This window comes from Corallococcus aberystwythensis, assembly GCF_003612165.1.
GTDB classification, from domain to species: Bacteria; Myxococcota; Myxococcia; order Myxococcales; family Myxococcaceae; genus Corallococcus; species Corallococcus aberystwythensis.
Genome location: NZ_RAWK01000111.1, coordinates 1 through 16,121 on the forward strand (window position 1 = coordinate 1; position 16,121 = coordinate 16,121).

General features: G+C 69.3%; 16 protein-coding genes. 6 read left to right on the plus strand and 10 right to left on the minus strand.

What is annotated here, in order from left to right; translation table 11 throughout:
• Positions 1–282: 282 nt before the first annotated feature.
• The gene (locus D7W81_RS19360) at positions 283–468 is read left to right on the plus strand and encodes a hypothetical protein (RefSeq protein WP_120556873.1); all 186 of its coding nucleotides are present in this window, start codon (positions 283–285) and stop codon (positions 466–468) included.
• Positions 469–513: 45 nt separating this feature from the next.
• Here the strand turns inward: D7W81_RS19360 and D7W81_RS19365 are convergent, their stop codons facing one another.
• Positions 514–891 carry a response regulator gene (locus tag D7W81_RS19365; protein ID WP_120556897.1) on the minus strand — a complete coding sequence of 126 codons (378 nt, stop codon included), beginning with the start codon at positions 889–891 and terminating at the stop codon, positions 514–516.
• A 335-nt stretch (positions 892–1,226) separates the two neighbouring features.
• On the opposite strand from D7W81_RS19365, the gene egtB reads away from it, so the two are divergent.
• Both egtB and egtD read left to right on the plus strand, forming a co-directional pair.
• Positions 1,227–2,561, plus strand: coding sequence for an ergothioneine biosynthesis protein EgtB (gene egtB, locus D7W81_RS19370; protein ID WP_120556874.1), 1,335 nt, complete (start codon positions 1,227–1,229; stop codon positions 2,559–2,561).
• Between the two features lie 7 nt (positions 2,562–2,568).
• On the plus strand, positions 2,569–3,591 hold the full coding sequence (egtD, locus tag D7W81_RS19375) for an L-histidine N(alpha)-methyltransferase (RefSeq protein WP_120556875.1): 1,023 nt from the start codon (positions 2,569–2,571) through the stop codon (positions 3,589–3,591).
• Between the two features lie 85 nt (positions 3,592–3,676).
• On the opposite strand, the gene D7W81_RS19380 is transcribed toward egtD, so the two are convergent.
• The 7 genes from D7W81_RS19380 to D7W81_RS19415 form a co-directional block, all read right to left on the minus strand.
• Entirely contained in the window at positions 3,677–3,868 is a 192-nt protein-coding gene (locus tag D7W81_RS19380; protein WP_120529951.1) for a hypothetical protein, read from the minus strand.
• A 269-nt stretch (positions 3,869–4,137) separates the two neighbouring features.
• On the minus strand, positions 4,138–4,584 hold the full coding sequence (locus D7W81_RS19385) for a CoA-binding protein (RefSeq protein WP_120556876.1): 447 nt from the start codon (positions 4,582–4,584) through the stop codon (positions 4,138–4,140).
• 49 nt (positions 4,585–4,633) lie between these two features.
• Positions 4,634–5,203 (minus strand): hypothetical protein, encoded by a 570-nt coding sequence (locus tag D7W81_RS19390; protein WP_120556877.1) that lies wholly within the window; start codon positions 5,201–5,203, stop codon positions 4,634–4,636.
• A gap of 2 nt (positions 5,204–5,205) precedes the next feature.
• A complete protein-coding gene (gene bacM, locus D7W81_RS19395; RefSeq protein WP_014400844.1) occupies positions 5,206–5,652 on the minus strand; it encodes a bactofilin BacM in 447 nt (148 codons plus the stop codon).
• Positions 5,653–5,655: 3 nt separating this feature from the next.
• On the minus strand, positions 5,656–6,561 hold the full coding sequence (locus D7W81_RS19400) for a ParB/RepB/Spo0J family partition protein (RefSeq protein WP_120556878.1): 906 nt from the start codon (positions 6,559–6,561) through the stop codon (positions 5,656–5,658).
• Positions 6,562–6,595: 34 nt separating this feature from the next.
• Positions 6,596–7,387, minus strand: coding sequence for a ParA family protein (locus D7W81_RS19405; protein WP_120556898.1), 792 nt, complete (start codon positions 7,385–7,387; stop codon positions 6,596–6,598).
• A gap of 3,182 nt (positions 7,388–10,569) precedes the next feature.
• The gene (locus D7W81_RS19415; protein WP_120556880.1) at positions 10,570–10,962 is read right to left on the minus strand and encodes a VOC family protein; all 393 of its coding nucleotides are present in this window, start codon (positions 10,960–10,962) and stop codon (positions 10,570–10,572) included.
• Between the two features lie 99 nt (positions 10,963–11,061).
• On the opposite strand from D7W81_RS19415, the gene D7W81_RS19420 reads away from it, so the two are divergent.
• Complete coding sequence (locus D7W81_RS19420; protein ID WP_120556881.1) at positions 11,062–12,015, plus strand: oxidoreductase; 954 nt, start codon at positions 11,062–11,064, stop codon at positions 12,013–12,015.
• Positions 12,016–12,144: 129 nt separating this feature from the next.
• Positions 12,145–12,450 (plus strand): hypothetical protein, encoded by a 306-nt coding sequence (locus tag D7W81_RS19425; RefSeq protein ID WP_120556882.1) that lies wholly within the window; start codon positions 12,145–12,147, stop codon positions 12,448–12,450.
• Positions 12,451–12,459: 9 nt separating this feature from the next.
• Here the strand turns inward: D7W81_RS19425 and D7W81_RS19430 are convergent, their stop codons facing one another.
• Positions 12,460–13,302: a helix-turn-helix transcriptional regulator gene (locus D7W81_RS19430; protein WP_120556883.1), complete on the minus strand. Its 843-nt coding sequence runs from the start codon at positions 13,300–13,302 to the stop codon at positions 12,460–12,462.
• Between the two features lie 971 nt (positions 13,303–14,273).
• On the opposite strand from D7W81_RS19430, the gene D7W81_RS19440 reads away from it, so the two are divergent.
• Positions 14,274–15,407 (plus strand): FAD-dependent oxidoreductase, encoded by a 1,134-nt coding sequence (locus D7W81_RS19440; RefSeq protein WP_244227297.1) that lies wholly within the window; start codon positions 14,274–14,276, stop codon positions 15,405–15,407.
• A gap of 23 nt (positions 15,408–15,430) precedes the next feature.
• On the opposite strand, the gene rsmG is transcribed toward D7W81_RS19440, so the two are convergent.
• Entirely contained in the window at positions 15,431–16,084 is a 654-nt protein-coding gene (rsmG, locus tag D7W81_RS19445; RefSeq protein WP_120556885.1) for a 16S rRNA (guanine(527)-N(7))-methyltransferase RsmG, read from the minus strand.
• Positions 16,085–16,121: the final 37 nt, after the last annotated feature.

The window sequence follows — 16,121 nt, forward strand, 5'->3', positions numbered from 1 at the left end:
GGAGAGGTGTATAAGAGACAGCCTCACCCCTCTTCCAGGCCTGCCGCACGGCCAGTCATTTCTTCCCCCACGAATTTGCCCGGCCCGTAACTTCTTCAGACGTCCGCGCCGACCCGGCGCGAAAGTCCTTGGAATTCCCGGGATTGTTCAGCGGGCACGCGGTTCGCAATGGAGGAGGTGCGTCGAGGAACCGAACCCGTGTCCCAGTCTTCCGCAAGAAACCGCCTGGTCCTGCCGTACCGAGTCCACTACGCGCCGCCCGCGTGGCGGGAGGTGGGTCGCATGTCCTCTGAAGCCTTCGAGGCCCTGCAGAACACCCTGGCGCGCCTGGCGGAGCGGTCGAAGAGCCATGACTCGGTGGTGGGGCCCGCGCGGCACCGCGTGGAAGGCCACGACCTGGAGCTGGTCTACGAGAAGGACCCGCGCGCCAGCACGCTCACGCTGCTCGCGGTGACGCGGCTGGGCTGACACACCCGCGTGTCCCGGGGGCCCTGCCGTAAGGCCCGGGGGCGCTCAGGGGATCCGGCCGGACAGCCGGCCCACGGTGGCCACCAGCTCGTCCGGGACGATGGGCTTCTTCAAGAGCCCGCCCGTGTCCGGCAGCGCCTCCGTGCCCACACCCGACAAGAGCAGCACCGGCACGGCCTTGAGCTTCGGCCAGTCCGCGCGCAGGTGGCGCAGGAACTCCGGGCCGTCCATCACCGGCATCCGCAGGTCCAGGAGGATGAGGCTCGGCGGAGGCAGGTGCTGGAGCTCGTCCAGGGCTTCGCGCCCATTGGCGGCGACGGCCACCTCGTAACCTTCCGCTTCCAGGATTTCGGCGATGGCGGCGCGAGCATCCTCGTCGTCCTCCACCACGAGCACGGGCTTGTGCGGCACGGGCTGAACCATGTCCCGCAGCATAGAGACCCCCTCCCCCACACGGACACGCCTTCCCGGAATACCCCGACGACTGGTGGACAGATGGCTGCCCCGGAGGATGACCCGGGGGGACCCGGAGCGGCCACTCCCGGAGGTCCTGGGCCCTTGCGCCCGCGGTGTCGTTTGGGCAAAAACGAACCCTTTGGTCCAGAACTCCCCGACAGCCTCGTCCCGGCTGGTTAGGACTCGGGGGCAACACGGAGGGGTAACGGGCTCGCAAACGTGCGCTCCCTCACGGGTCCCTCCCACCCAGGGGGCCCGGGGGGTTAGCGGGCCCCGGAGCCCCTTCCTACCTTGGGCCGACCATGTCGCTGAGGAGCCATGAGCAGGGAAGTGCCCGCGTCCGTCAGGCCGTGCCGTGGAAGGCCCGGGCCTGGCGGGAGCTGGAGGCGGGGCGTGAGCGCATCCAGGCGATGCTCGCGCCGGTGCCGGAGGTGGAGCTGATGCGGCAGCACTCGCCGCTCATGTCCCCGCTGGTCTGGGACGTGGCCCACGTGGCCAATTACGAAGAGCAGTGGCTGCTGCGCGCGCTGGGCGCTCCGGCCTTCACGGACCCCGCGTTCGACGCCATCTACGACGCCTTCCGCCACCCCCGGAACACGCGCTCCACGCTGCCCATGCTGGAGCCGGAGGCCGCCTGGGCCTACGCCACCCGCGTGCGCACGGCGGTGGCCGCGCACCTGGAGACCCTGCCCGAGGACAGCGCGGATCCGCTGCTCCACGGCGGCTTCGTCTTCGGCATGGTGGCGCAGCACGCGCAGCAGCACGCGGAGACGCTGGCCGCCACGCTGCAGCTGATGACGCACGTGGAGTACCACCCGGTGGAGGCCCTGAGGCCCCAGCCCGGCGCGGTGCCCCAGCACGAGGTCTTCATCCCGGGCGGCCCGGTGCACCTGGGCAGCGACGACCCGTGGGCCTACGACAACGAACGCCCGCGGCACGTCGTGGAGGTGGCGCCCTTCCTCCTGGACGCGCACCCCGTCACCACGGGGGACTTCCTCGTGTTCGTGGAGTCCGGCGGCTACGAGGACGCGCGCTGGTGGGATCCGAAGGGCTTCGCCTGGATCCAAGCGGAGCGGATCCGCCACCCGCTCTTCTGGAGTCCGCAGGGGAACCACGTCTGGCTGCGCCGCCGCTTCGGCACCGTGGAGCCGCTGCCCAAGGACGAACCCGTGCAGCACGTGTCCTGGTACGAGGCGGACGCGTACGCGCGCTGGGCCGGCAAGCGCCTGCCCACGGAAGCCGAGTGGGAGAAGGCCGCGCAGGGCAGTGACGGCGTGACGCGTGCGCACCCCTGGGGCGACGCGGCTCCCACGGACGCGCACGCCAACCTGGGCGGCACGCGCTGGGGCCCGTCCCCCGTGGGCAGCCATCCGCTGGGCGGCAGCGCGGACGGCGTCTGGGGCCTGCTGGGCGACGTCTGGGAATGGACCGCCAGCGACTTCCAGCCGTACGCGGGCTTCCGGGCCTTTCCGTACCGCGAGTACTCGGAGGTCTTCTTCGGCGACACGTCCAAGGTGCTGCGCGGCGGCGCCTGGGCGAGCGCGCCGGTGGCGGTGCGCAACAGCTTCCGCAACTGGGACTTCCCCATCCGCCGGCAGATCTTCGCCGGCTTTCGCTGTGCACGGGACGTGAGGTGAGGGTCGCATGAGGATGAGGACGGAGCAGGCGGAGGCACGCGTCGCGGACGGCCACTCGGCGCCAGGCGTGAAGGTGGACGTCCACGTGAGGCCCGGGGATGCACTGCGGGCGCTGCGAGCGGAGGTGCTGGAGGGGCTCTGCCGCGGGCCCAAGGAGCTGAGCCCCAAGTGGCTCTACGACGAGCGCGGCAGCCAGCTCTTCGACGACATCACCCGGCTGCCGGAGTACTACCCCACGCGCCGTGAGCGCGAGATTCTCCGCGCCCACGCGGACGACGTGGCCCGGCTGAGCGGCGCGGACACGCTGGTGGAATTGGGCAGCGGCACCAGCGAGAAGACGCGCCTGCTGCTGGACGCGATGGACGCGGCCGGGCAGCTCCAGCGCTTCGTGCCCTTCGACGTGAGCGAGGCCTTCCTGCGCAAGGCGGCGGAGGACCTGTCGCGCGAGTACCCCCGCATCGCCGTGCATGCCGTCGTGGGCGACTTCGAGCAGCACCTGGGCCGCATCCCGGGGGGCGGCCGGCGGCTCATCGCCTTCCTGGGCGGCACCATTGGCAACCTGAAGCCCGCGCAGCGCTCGCTGTTCCTGCGCGAGCTGGCGTCAGGCCTCAAGCCGGGGGACGGGCTGCTCCTGGGCACGGACCTCCTCAAGGACCGCGAGCGCCTGTTCGCCGCCTACAACGACAGCGCGGGCGTGACGGCGGACTTCAACCGCAACGTGCTGCGCGTCATCAACCGCGAGCTGAAGGCGGACTTCGACCCGGAGGCCTTCGAGCACCTGGCCCCCTTCGACGAAGCGAACAAGTGGATCGAGATGCGGCTCATCTCGCGCAAGGCCCAGTCCGTGTGGATGGAGGACCTGGGACGGCGCGTGGAGTTCGCCGCGGGCGAATGTCTGCGCACGGAGGTGAGCTGCAAGTTCTGTCGCGAGCAGGTGCAGACGGAGCTCAGCGACGCGGGCCTCGACCTGGCCGCGTGGTGGACGGACGCGGACGGAGACTTCGCGCTGTCGCTGGCGATGAAGCGCTGAAGCAGGAGGGCCGCCCGGCGCTGCTTCAAGGCGCGCCGGGCACGGGCCCGAGTCCAGACGGTGACGACGGGTGCTACGGAAGGCCCTAGCGGCGGCGCGGAGGATTGCGGCGCACGGGCACCGGCACCGGAGCCGGCTGCTGCGCCGGGCGGGTCCACGCGGCCCAGAGCGCGGCGGCCGCGGTGATGACGAGGCCCCCCGCCGCTGCCAACTGCTCACCCAGCGGCCCGATCTCCACGGCGGCCAGAGGGAGGGGAAGCATCTCGGTGAGCGTCATGCGCGGACTCCTTACGAGGGGGCACTGCGGTGGAGACCTGGGCCGGGCGGGCGCTCGACACAGGCCGGGAAGCCAAGGTTAGGAAGTCGTACAGCTTTGGGGAAGTCCTGAAGACCTTGGTGGATGGGACGTGGACGGAATTGCACCCCGGGCCGGTCCCGAAGTCCATCCCCTCCCCGTACCAGTCGGCAGAAACATCACCCGTCTCACGTAATGGGGACACCCGGGCCGCGCAGGACGTTCCCGAGCCCCCCACCGTTTGTCGCTTATCAGCCTTCCGGGTGCCGCTTCTTCCACTCCACCTTCATGCAGTGGTCCTGCACCACGCGGATGCCCGCGCGCGCCAGCCGCTCGGCCGCGGCGTCGTTGCGGATGCCCAGCTGGAACCACACGGCGTACGGCTTCTTCTCCAGCATCCCGTCCACGTGCGCGGTGATGTCGTCCGGCCGCAGGAACACCTGCACCACGTCCACGTCCCCGGGCAGGTCCTTCAGCGACACGGAGATGGGCGTCCCCAGGATGCTTCCCTGCTCGCCGTGCGTGGGCACGGGCAGCACGGTGAAGCCGTGGTCCTGGAGGAACTTGGGGATGGCGTGCGCGGGCTTGTCCGCCTGCGCTTCCGGACGGATGCCCAGCACGGCGATGCGCTGCGTGCGAGCGAGCAGCTCGCCAATGCCTTCCGCGTCGTCGATGAGGTTCTTGCGCCAGTCGTCCATGGGCTCCGGCTCCTGAAGAAGAAGGCCGTGAACCCCAAGGATAGGACCTTCAGCGGGGCGCGGCCTGGACCTGGATGGTACGGCAGGCTTCGGTGGCCAGGCGGACTTCCTCGGCGGAGGCACCGGGGAGGCTGGCGCAGAGGAACAAGTCATCCCCCACGCGCCGGGCGCCGAAGAACGCGGGCGCTTCCGGGCCCACCCCTCCGTCCGCCAGGGACGGGGCCATGGTCACGCGCAGCAGGGAGAAGGAAGGGGTGTCCTCTTCCTGGTCCAGCGACAGCGTGAACTGCTTCATCTGCTGACGGACGGTGTCCGCCAGCGTCTCCGAGGAGGGCATCTCTTCGCCCTGCCCCGGCTTCAAGTCCACGCGCAGCGCCGGGCGGCCGGGAGGGCCCGCCTGGAAGCTGCCGTCGGTGGCCACCTGCGCGGACCAGCCCGGCGGCAGCGGCACCTTCACGCCCGAGCGCAGCCCCGCGTCCTCCGTCAGGGGCTCGCCGGCCGGCGTCTTCTTCTGGCAGCCCTCGCAGCCACCGAAGAGAACGCCCAGCGAGACGAGTGAGACGAGCCCGAGGCGTTCAAGCCCCGGGACCCACCGCGCGCTGGACGCGAAGCCACGCACCGTTACTTCTTCTCTCCGGGCGGGGGCGGGTTTCCGCCGCCCTTGCCGATGTTCTCCATCTTGAGGGAGCCCTCGAAGATGACGCCGCGGTCCATGGAGAGCGACGGCGTCTCCAGGTTGCCCTTCACGCGGCCCGGCTGCTTCAGCTCGATGAGCTGCGTGGCGCGCACGTTGCCTTCCACCGTGCCGTTGATGATGACGGTGCCGGCTTGAATCTCCGCCTGCACGCGGGCGCCGTCGCCAATGACGAGCACGTCCTTGGTGACAATCTGCCCGTTGAACTTGCCGTCGATTCGAACCTGACCCTCGAAGGTGAGCTTCCCCTCGAACTCGCTTCCCTTACCCAGAAGCGTGTGAACCTCACCCGGACGCGTCGACACGAAATCCTCCTCCCGTTTGAACAGGGGCTTGCTGGGTGCTTCGTCTTTCTTCCCGCCAAGGAGCGCCACGCCCTACTCCTTCCTCAGAAGCTTCAACAGCCTGTCCAGGTCATCGTAGGAGAAGAAGTCGACTTCCAGGGTGCCTTTTCCCGGGCTTTTCTCCGACAGACGGACCTTTGTTCCCAACCGACGCTGCAACTCCTCGGTGAGCGCCTTCACCTGCGGGCTCACCTTGGGCGCCGGCTTGCCTGCATCCTTGCCGCCCTTCGCGGACTTGCCCTGCTGCACCAGCCGCTCCGTGTCGCGCACGGACAGCTTCTTCTCCGTCACCTGCTTCGCCAGGTTCTGCAGCTCCGGCAGCCGGGGCACGCCGAGCAGCGCGCGCGCATGGCCCATGGACAGCGACCCGTCCGCCACCATGGCCTTCACGTCCGGAGGCAGGGCAAGCAAGCGCAGCGCGTTCGCGACGGTGGAGCGCTCCTTGCCCACCTTCTGGGCCACCTGTTCCTGCGTGAGCTTGAACTCCTCCACCAGGCGCTTGTAGCCGTCCGCCTCTTCAATGGGGTTCAGGTCCGCGCGCTGGAGGTTCTCCACCAGGGCGAGTTCGAAGGACTCCGCCTCCGTGACCTCGCGCACGATGGCCGGAATCTCCTTGAGACCCGCGGCCTGGGACGCGCGCCAGCGGCGCTCGCCCGCGATGATGAGGTAGCCGTCGCCGCCCTTGTTCGGGTTCTTGCGGACGAGGATGGGCTGGAGCAGGCCCTGCGCCTTGATGGACTCGGTGAGCTCGTGGAGCTTCGTCTCGTCGAAGTGGCGGCGGGGCTGGAGCGTGTCGCGGTGGATGGACTCGATGGCCAGCTTGAGCACGCCGCCCTTCGGGGGCGCGGCGGGCGGCGGAGCGGCGGGGGCGGCCTGGGGGATGAGGGCGGAGAGGCCCCGGCCCAGGGCGCGCTTCTGGGTGTCTGCGGTCTTCTGCACGGTGGTTGGGAACCCCTAATAAGGAGGAGACCGGTCAGGCGACCCGGCGCTTGGACGGCTTGGGGGAGTCCCGGCGCATCAGCTCGCGGCCGAGCGCCAGGTAGCTCTCGCAACCCTTCGACTTGATGTCATAGAGGATGATGGGCTTTCCGAAGGACGGGCACTCGGACAAGCGCACGTTGCGCGGCACGACGGCCTGGAAGACCTGGTCCTTGAAGTAGCCGCGCACCTCGTCGACGACCTGATGGGCGATGTTCGCTCGCGCGTCGAACATGGTGAGCAGGATGCCCTCCATCTTCAGCGAGGGGTTGAGCCCCTGCTTGACCAGGTCGATGGTGTGCGTGAGCTGGGACAGGCCCTCCAGCGCGTAGTACTCGCACTGGAGCGGGATGAGGACGGAGTCCGCGGACACCAGCGCGTTGAGCGTGAGCAGGCCGAGCGAGGGCGGACAGTCGATGATGATGTAGTCGTACTTGTCCTTGAGCGGCAGCAGGGCTTCGCGCAGGCGGAACTCGCGGCGCTCCTGGTTCACCAGCTCCACCTCCGCGCCGGTGAGGTCGGGCGTGGCGGGGATGACCTGGAGGAAGCGCAGCTCGGTGGGGTGGATGAGCTCGGAGGCGGGACGTCCGCCGAGGAGCGCGTCGTAGACGGTGCCGTTGAGGGAGTCGCGCTTGAGGCCCAGGCCGCTGCCGGCGTTGCCCTGGGGGTCCATGTCCACCAGCAGGGTGCGGCGCTCCGCGGACGCGAGGCTCGCTGCAAGGTTGATGGCGGTGGTGGTCTTTCCCACGCCGCCCTTCTGGTTGGAGATGCAGATGATACGACCCACGTGGCCCATCCTCTCTCGCCCCGGCTGACGCCAGGGCCCCGCCCGCGGTTCGCGCGGACGTGCGCGCGAATCGGGGCCTGATCAGGCAGGTAGCACGGGGTCCGAGGACGGATCAATTTCCCATCCAAGGTGACGCCGAAGTGCTGCCCGGCCCCTCGCTCGGGGGCCCGTGGATGGCGGTGCGGCAGTGGGAATTCGGCCGGATGGGGTGCCGGGGCGTGCCTGCCTGGCTGCTTCAGGCGGGGTGATTCCGCGCGGGCTGGAAGGGTGTTGGGTTTTTCAGGGGGTGGCTTCACGCGGTTCGCGGGTCCGGCGTTTCACGTGGAACGACCAGGCTTCGTGGGTTCATGGGCGCGGGTGGATTTCGCGCGAGCCGCTGCGTTCGACGGTTCCGGCATCTGGCTCAGGTCCGAGATGGGCACGGCGGAGCTCAGGCCGGTTCGGGAACGCGGAGGCCGCGCGTGTCCGATGACTTCAGGGGGGTGGGCTCCGGATTCGCGGTGGCGTGGAAGCAGCGAGTTCCGTTCAGGCCCGGCGCGGGCGCGTGGGCACACCGCGGAACCCCGGTCACCGCTTCCGGGCAGTTGGGGTGTTTGGGCCGGTCCGTGGCTGCGACCTCCGCGCGGGGTCCACCTCCGCGTTCTACCGGAGCACTGCGGATGTCGGCCCGATGTGCATCGATGGCGTCCGGTTCAACGCGCCACCTGGATGCACTGCCCTGCGTGGGCCCTTCGCTGAACCGGAGCCGTCATCAGCGCTGCCGGCATCTGAAGACCGGCGTCACTTCACAGCGGGCCCATCGTTGGTGGGCCGCATCGGTGATGGGCATGCCCGTCGTTCCACGTGGAGCACGCATCGGCGTGAGCCAGCGCAGGCGACCTCACCGCGTTGGCTTGATGTCGCGGGTGGGCGGTTCGTGGGGAGCAACTCACCGGAAGCGCGAACCCGTGCGCGAGCACAGCGGCCCTCGCCGGTGGGGCACCCGCGCGGACCTTGGATGCGATGGCATGGACCACCCGCTCAGGTCCGCGCCTCCAGGAAGTGACGGGCTGACTGATGCGACCGGTTCCCGGCCATGCCCGCCCAGACGTTCCACGTGGAACACGCGCCATGCGGTGACGAGCACCGCAGTGCGAAGAGCGGCCCCACGCTTTTCGCGGACCCATCCACTGATGACGCCATCTTCGGACCTGGGCACCCCGATGCGAACGGACGGTCCCGCACGGGTCCACGCGCAACACAGCCGGCGCATTGAGGACCAGCTGCTCCACGTGCACGGCCTCCTCCGCTTGGGAGCACCGCTACGCCGAAGCGCGGTCCAGTGCCGGTCCGGGCACAGATCAGCTGAAGACGGGCCATCCGGTTCGCACGTTCCACGTGGAACACGTTCAGGTCAGCGCGACTGCGTGGTGCGAAGAGAAGCAGGCATCGAGTGCAGCCGCAGACGTCCCAACCGGTCCGCACGTTCCACGTGGAACACGTTCAGGCAGTCGCGAGTTCGTTCTCGAAGAGAAGCGGGTAACGGGTGCGGTCGGAAGACGGCCCAAGGTCTTGGTCAGGCGCGCGTCGTTCCACGTGGAACACGTTCATGCTCACGCAGCCGCAGGTACGCAGCGAGGTTCGGTCCACCCTCCCGTGCGAACCGCTTCGACCTGTTCGGCAGTTCCAGCACGACGAACTCCAGGTGCTCACGCATCACCACGCGCCTGTCGCGCGAGACGGCCGCGAGTCATGCAGGTCCGTGAGCAGTTCAGGCCGTGGATCCGCGGCTGGACGTTCCACGTGGAACATGAGGCCTCCAGGCAGTGGACCCCTTGGGACGTTCCACGTGGAACACGTCCGTGCCCAGGCAGCCGCATGGTGAGCGGGCCAGACTCCAGATGCGCATGCATCACCACGCGCCTGTGTCGCGAAAGACGGTCGCGCTTCACGCAGGTCTGTGAGCGGCCCAGGCCGTGGATCCACGGACGGACGTTCCACGTGGAACACGCCTACCCCTTCGCGACCATGCCTCGCGAAAGAACGGTCCCGCACTGTTCATGGAACACAGGGCCGCCAAGCCGTGGACGGCTTCGGACGTTCCACGTGGAACACGTCCTCGTCTGTGAGCGCCCCATCCGGGATCCGTCGAAGTGCCGCTGCCACGATGGGACGTTCCACGTGGAACACGCCTGGGACAGATGGGCCAGAAAGGTCGGCGTCCTTCCCCTGCACACGGTTCAAGTGCTGGTCGGAGAAGGAGCAGTCAGCCCGAGGCTTCCTTCACCTTCCTCCGTTCGTATCCGTCACCAGCGCGCAGGACCGGCGCCGCCCTCTCGGATCCGTAGCGCTGGGGCTGTGAGCCGATGCCATGAGTGACGGATGCGCAGCCGCTCATGCGGCCCTTCCTTCACATCGCCCCACTGATTCCCATCCGCTGGCCTTCACTGCCGCGCCACCTGTTCGGGCAACCGGGAGGGCGCCTTCTGGGAACGTGTTCCACGTGGAACACGGAAGGCCGCGTGAGCGTCGGCCCCTTCCCGCTGCGCACCATCAAGCGCTTCATGTCAGGCGTCCGGACTCCGTGATGAGCAACCGCACCGCGCGGGGACGGAGAGCCAGCGGTGTTCCACGTGGAACACCGGTCGACCGTTCAGCCGGTGCTGGCCATGTCGTCCGAATCGGGTCCGTGAGCGGACCAGGCCAACGCTCTTCGCACCTGCGTTCGAAGCCACCGCCGTGATGCGAATCGCGGACCTGCGCATGACCGACGGGGCGCCCACGCTTCATCTCTTCACGTGCTGTTGGGACTCAGGCGCATCGGCCTCACCGGCTGGAGCTTCAGCCCCCGCCTGTTCCACGTGGAACACGGACGGGCGTCGCGAACCCCAGCGGCTTGAAGCCGGGAAAGAGACCAGAGGTGTTGCGCTGAAAGCGTGACGTCCCCTGCCCTTCCGCTGCCCCACCCCTTCGCGGCCCATGCGGCGGGCCTTCCAGGTGGAACACGGCATCCCCCAGACATGGCGGCAACGCCCTCCGGGATCCGTGGCCTCATCCGCTGACGGATGCGTGGGGACTCGGCCCGCGTGGGCTTTCGCGCCAGGGCTTCGGACATCCGTCCCGTGCCTTCCGGCAGGCGGTGCCGGACCTTGCTTCGTCCCGCGGCGGTACCTGGGGACGTGTTCCACGTGGAACACGCGGCGTCAGCGCGACCAGTCAGCTTGTTGGAGCACGACGCGGTAGCCGTCCGGATCCTCGAAGGTCCTTCCGTTCGCGTCCCAGTACGGATTGCGTGACGGGACCGGTGCGAAGCCCGCGGCCTCCATGCGGTGGACCCGCGCCGCCCATGCCTCCGGGTCCGGCACGTAGAACACCAGGAGGTGGTCCTCGGATGGGGCTCGTGGTGCCGCGTGTCCGCGCTCCACCGTGAACTCCAGGTGATACGGCGCCCCCGGATGCCCGAGCATCACGCCGTCGAACCCCGCGTGGTCCTCGAACCCTCCCAACACCTGGAAGCCCAACCCGTCCCGGTAGAAGCGCACCACCGCGTCCAGGTTCGTGGCCGGCCTCGCGACTCGCAGTTTCACCGCTTCCATGGACCGCCCTCCCCTTCCGGAAGCCGCATCCGGGTGGTGCCACTCATAGGATGAATTGACGCCCTTTTCGCGCGGACGCCGAGCCTGCACCTTGTGCCCATGACCACGAAACAGCAGCCCCTGAACTCCGGCTTCGGCGCGACCACCACGGCGCGCGAGGCGCTGGGCAACACCCGGATGGATGGCACCGTCGCCATCGTGACCGGCGGCTACGCGGGCATCGGACTGGAGACCACCCGCGTGCTCCATGCGGCCGGTGCCACCGTCATCGTCCCGGCGCGGACTCCCGGCAAGGCGCGCGCGGCGCTCGCCGGATTGGAGCGCGTGGAGCTGGAGACGCTCGACCTCATGGACCCGGCCTCCATCGACGCGTTCGCGTCACGCTTCCTCGCGTCGGGCCGGCCCCTGCACCTGCTCATCAACAACGCGGGCGTGATGGCCGGACCGCTCACCCGCGATGCGCGCGGCTTCGAATCCCAGTTCGCCACGAACCACCTGGGCCACTTCCAGCTCACCGCCCGGCTCTGGCCCGCGCTGAAGCAGGCGAATGGCGCGCGCGTGGTGTGCCTGTCATCGCGCGGCCACTTCTTCTCCGACGTCGACTTCGAGGACCCGAACTTCCACCAGCGCCCCTACGACAAGTGGGTCGCCTACGGGCAGTCGAAGACCGCGAACATCCTCTTCGCCGTCGGGCTGGATGCGCGCGGCGAACAGCACCGCGTGCGCGCGTTCGCCGTGCACCCCGGCGGCATCCTCACGGAGCTGGTCCGGTCCATGTCCGAAGAGGAGGTCCGCGCCTCCATTGAGAACTCCAACAAGGTGGAGCCGCTGAAGACCCCGGAACAGGGCGCCGCGACCACGGTCTGGTGCGCGACCCATCCGCAGCTCGAGGGCAAGGGCGGCGTGTACTGCGAGAACGTCGACATCGCCGTGATGGCGCCGCCCGACGCCACCATCCGGCGCGGCGTGAAGGACTGGGCCGTGGATCCGAAGCGGGCGGACCGGCTGTGGACCGCGAGCGAGGCGTGGACCGGCGTCCGCTTCAACCCGTGACGCGCGGCCGGGGATGTAACCGGGATTTTCGTCGCCACGTACCCGCTCCGTCTTGAAACGAGGCGGTGTTCGAACCCCTGTCGAACACCGCCCCACTGCCCCGACCGGGCCATGAACCGGAGCCATCCCATGAAGCTGAAGAGTCTGCGTTTCGCGCTGGTGCTCGCCGTGACGGCCCTCGCCGTCGGCTGCGGTCCCGAGGAGGAGATGAATGACGGCGCTCCCACGCAGGAAACCGTTGGGACCAAGGCCCCCGCGAACCTCGGCACGGCCGAGCAGGAGCTCACCGTCTACCGTTGGGTCAGCACGAACAACCCCTGCAAGGTTCCCATGAACGTCTACTCGGCGTGCATCGCCCGGGGCTATGACGGCGGATCCGCCAGCCAGTGCGGCAAGACCGGGACGACGCTCATCCAGTGCTACACGCGGACCTGACCGGGTGACTCAAGGCCGCGCGAACAGCGCCCGCGCGCGCTCCAGGTGGGGACCGGGGCGCGGCTGGTAGAAGGACACGCGCAGCTCCCGCCCATCCGGTTCCGAGTGCGTGAGCATGACGCTCTCGAACTCGATGGGTCCCAGCTCCGGGAGGATGATCACCTTGAGCATGGAGGGGGTCTCCACCACGTCGTGCTCGCTCCAGAGGCGCGCGAACTCCGGGCTCGCGGCCTGGAGCTTCTCCACCAGCGCGTCGAACTCCGACCGGTCCGCGGCCCTCGCGGCGTCCATCCGGAATCCCGCCACCGCCCGGCGCACCGCCTCCTCCCACGCCGGCATGCGCGCGCGCCGCTCCGGATTCATGAACAGCGACCACAAGCCGTTGCGCTCCTCCGAAGTGGGCTGTGTCAGGTCCGCGTAGAGGACCGTCGCCGCCGCGTTCCACGCGACGATGTCCCAGCGTCGCGTGGAGACCAGCGCCGGAAAGGGATGCGCGTCGAGGAGCCGCTGAAGCGCGTCACTGACCGAAGCCGGTGAGCTCACGGGCCGGGACGCGGGCCGGCCGTGCGCCAGTTCGAAGAGGTGCAGGCGCTCCGTGGGCGTGAGCCGGAGCGCCACCACCAGGCGCTCCAGCAGCGGCTCCGAGACGTGGATGTCCCGCCCCTGCTCCAGCCACGTGTACCAACTGACGCCCACGTCGGCGAGCCGGGCCAGCTCCTCGCGGCGAAGGCCCGGCGTGCGCCGTCTCGAACCGGAAGGAAGCCCCACGTCCTCCGGGCGCAAGCGCTCACGGCGGCTGCGAAGGAAGCGCGCGAGCTCATCGCGCCCGGGGCTGCGAGCGGTGTCCGTCACGCGGCGGCACGTTAGGCCATCACCCCACCCGAGGCACCGGCCGCGTGTGATCCACGCACCACACGCGAACGCTCGCGAATGCCCCAGGCGCTCAAGTGATCCACGGCCCTGTGTGGATCACTTCAATCCATGGCTCGACGGGGTTCCACGCAGTCCACCTCCTGCGGGATGCCGTCCAACTGGTCCGACTGTCGGACCAGTTCGTGAGCTTCGGGCGGAGCGGAGGCGCTGCATCTCCGGCGGATGACGCAACGGATCCAGGAACACCCAGTGGGTTCCTGGGCCCGGCGTGTCTGCCGCAGGGGTCCCAACGGATCCGACTGTCGGACCCGTTCTGTGGTTCGGCCGGACTGGCCCCCAGCCACAAAGGGGGTCAGCGCGGAGGCGCCAGCGACGGTGCGCTCAACGGGTCCGACTGTCGGACCCGTTCATGTGGCCCGGGTGGAGCGAAAGCCTTCGCCTCCAGCGGATGCCGAAACGAACCTGGGAACAACAGGAAGGGTCCGGTGGCCCGGGTCGTTGGCCGCGCTGGTCTCAACTGGTCCGACTGTCGGACCAGTTCGTGAGCTTCGGGAGGAGCGAAGGCTCTACACCTCCGGCGGATGACGCAACGGATCCGGGAACACCCAGTGGGTTCCTGGGCCTGGCGTGTCTGCCGCAGGGGTCCCAACGGATCCGACTGTCGGACCCGTTCTGTGGTTCGGCCGGACTGTCCCAACAGGGTTCCAACCCTCGTGGGCGGAGGCTCCATCCTTCCCCTTGCGGTGGATCCACTCGCGCCGTGACGTGGATCCGCTCCACCGTTCCAGGTGCTCCACTACGCGCTGAAGCAGGCTTACCGACTGCTCCTTCGAGCTGAAGCCGGCCATCACGTCGTGTTCCACGGCCATCAGCGCGGTCGACTGAGGCCCTTTCGGTTGCATGGGGCCCTATCGTCTTTTACATAGCAGGCTATGCAAAAGACCAGAACGGTGGGAATCGTCGGCGGTGGCCCGGGTGGACTGACGTTGGCGCGGGTGCTGGCGACACGGGGCATCCCGTTCACGGTGTTCGAACTGGATGAGCACGCGCTCTCCCGTCCTCAGGGAGGTTCACTGGACCTGCACGGCGACTCCGGTCTGCGCGCCCTTCGCGAGGCGGGACTGGAGGCGGAGTTCAAGGCCGTCGCCCGGTACGACGACCAGGGCGACGCCCTCTATGACGCCCAGGGGACGCTCCACTTCCAGCACAACGAGGCCAGCAACGGTGACCGGCCGGAGATCGACCGCTCGCAGCTGCGCGACCTGCTCCTGGCCAGCCTCCCCTCGGAGCGGATCCGCTGGGGAAGCAAGGTGTCCGCCGTGGAGCCGCTCCCCGACGGGCGCCACCGCGTCGTGGGCCCTGAGGGAACGCTCGGCGAGTTCGACCTGGTGGTGGGCGCGGATGGCGCGTGGTCGCGGATCCGCCCGCTCGTGTCGCAGGAGACGCCGGCCTTCACGGGCGTGCTCTTCATCGAGCTGCAAATCGACGACGTGGACACGCGGCATCCGGCCATCGCGAAGCTGCTTCCGCACGGGAAGCTCTCCGTCGTCGGCAACAACCGGGGGCTCATCGCCCAGCGCAGCAGCCACGGCCACGTGCGCGCCTACTTCATGTTCCGGGTCTCCGAGGCACAGCTCCGTGAGGGGCTCGTGGACACGTCCTCCCCTCCCCGGGCGCGCGAACAGCTCAAGGCGCTGCTCCCGGGGTGGGCGCCGTCCCTGCTCGCGTTCATCGACGCGAGCAACGACACCATCGTCTCCCGTCCCATCGTCGCGCTGCCCGTGGGCCATCGGTGGACGCACCGGCCGGGCGTGACGCTGCTCGGGGACGCGGCCCACGTCATGTCTCCGTTCTCCGGCGAGGGCGTGAACATGGCGATGCTCGACGGACTGGAGCTGGGGCTCGCGCTCGCGGCGGACTCCGACTGGAGCCGGGCCGTGGCGGGCTACGAAGCGGCCATGTTCGAGCGCGCCGCCGAGGCCGCCGAGGGCGCACGACAGGGGCTGGACTTCGTCTCGGAGCACGCGCTCGAGCACGTGCTGGAGCACTTCCGGGAGATGCAGCAGGCAGCGGGCCCGGCCTGAAGCCGGAGCCCGGGCGCCCTCCCCTACTGCTTCGCGAACACCGCGACCTGACGCTCGGCACCGGAGAACGGGAGCCGGTACGCCCGGGCGGACACCACGCGCAGGTTGCGCTCCGCCGCGCGCGCCTGGAGCTCCGCGTCCGTCTGCGCCTTGCCCAGCATCGCCACCACGCGCCCGCCCTCCTCCACGTACGCGGGCGCCAGGCCCAGCCAGTCCGGCAGGTCCATGAACGCGCGCGCGATGAGCACCTGCGCGCGCGGAATCCCTTCCGTCTCCGGCTTCCCTTCCGCCCGGGCGTGCAGTCCGCGCACGCCGGTGAGGCCCATGCTGGCGGCGGTGGCCTTGATGAACGCGATCTTCTTGCCCACCGTGTCCACCAGCGTCACGCCCATGCCCGGCAGCACCAGCTTGAGCGGCAGCCCCGGGAAGCCCGCGCCCGCGCCCAGGTCCAAGAGCGACGTGGCGCCCGTCACCTCCGGCAGCACCGCCAGCGAGTCCAGGAAGTGCTTCTCCAGCACCTCCTCCGGCGCGGTGATGGCCGTGAGGTTCACCTTCGCGTTCCACTTCAGGAGCTCCGCCATCAGCCGCTGGAGCTGGGGCCCGACGTCCGGCCCCACCGTCACGCCCAACGCACTGCATCCCGACGCCAGCTGATCTGCGAACCGCGCGTTATCCACAACACCTCCACCCCGAAGGGCCCTTCAAGTCCTTGGA

Coding starts and splice junctions, on each gene's coding strand:
- D7W81_RS19425 (WP_120556882.1), top strand. CDS start 12,145: ATGAAGCTGAAGAGTCTGCGTTTCGCGCTGGTGCTCGCCGTGACGGCC.
- D7W81_RS19415 (WP_120556880.1), bottom strand. CDS start 10,962: ATGGAAGCGGTGAAACTGCGAGTCGCGAGGCCGGCCACGAACCTGGAC.
- egtB (WP_120556874.1), top strand. CDS start 1,227: ATGTCGCTGAGGAGCCATGAGCAGGGAAGTGCCCGCGTCCGTCAGGCC.
- D7W81_RS19385 (WP_120556876.1), bottom strand. CDS start 4,584: ATGGACGACTGGCGCAAGAACCTCATCGACGACGCGGAAGGCATTGGC.
- D7W81_RS19420 (WP_120556881.1), top strand. CDS start 11,062: ATGACCACGAAACAGCAGCCCCTGAACTCCGGCTTCGGCGCGACCACC.
- D7W81_RS19365 (WP_120556897.1), bottom strand. CDS start 891: ATGGTTCAGCCCGTGCCGCACAAGCCCGTGCTCGTGGTGGAGGACGAC.
- D7W81_RS19360 (WP_120556873.1), top strand. CDS start 283: ATGTCCTCTGAAGCCTTCGAGGCCCTGCAGAACACCCTGGCGCGCCTG.
- D7W81_RS19380 (WP_120529951.1), bottom strand. CDS start 3,868: ATGACGCTCACCGAGATGCTTCCCCTCCCTCTGGCCGCCGTGGAGATC.
- egtD (WP_120556875.1), top strand. CDS start 2,569: ATGAGGATGAGGACGGAGCAGGCGGAGGCACGCGTCGCGGACGGCCAC.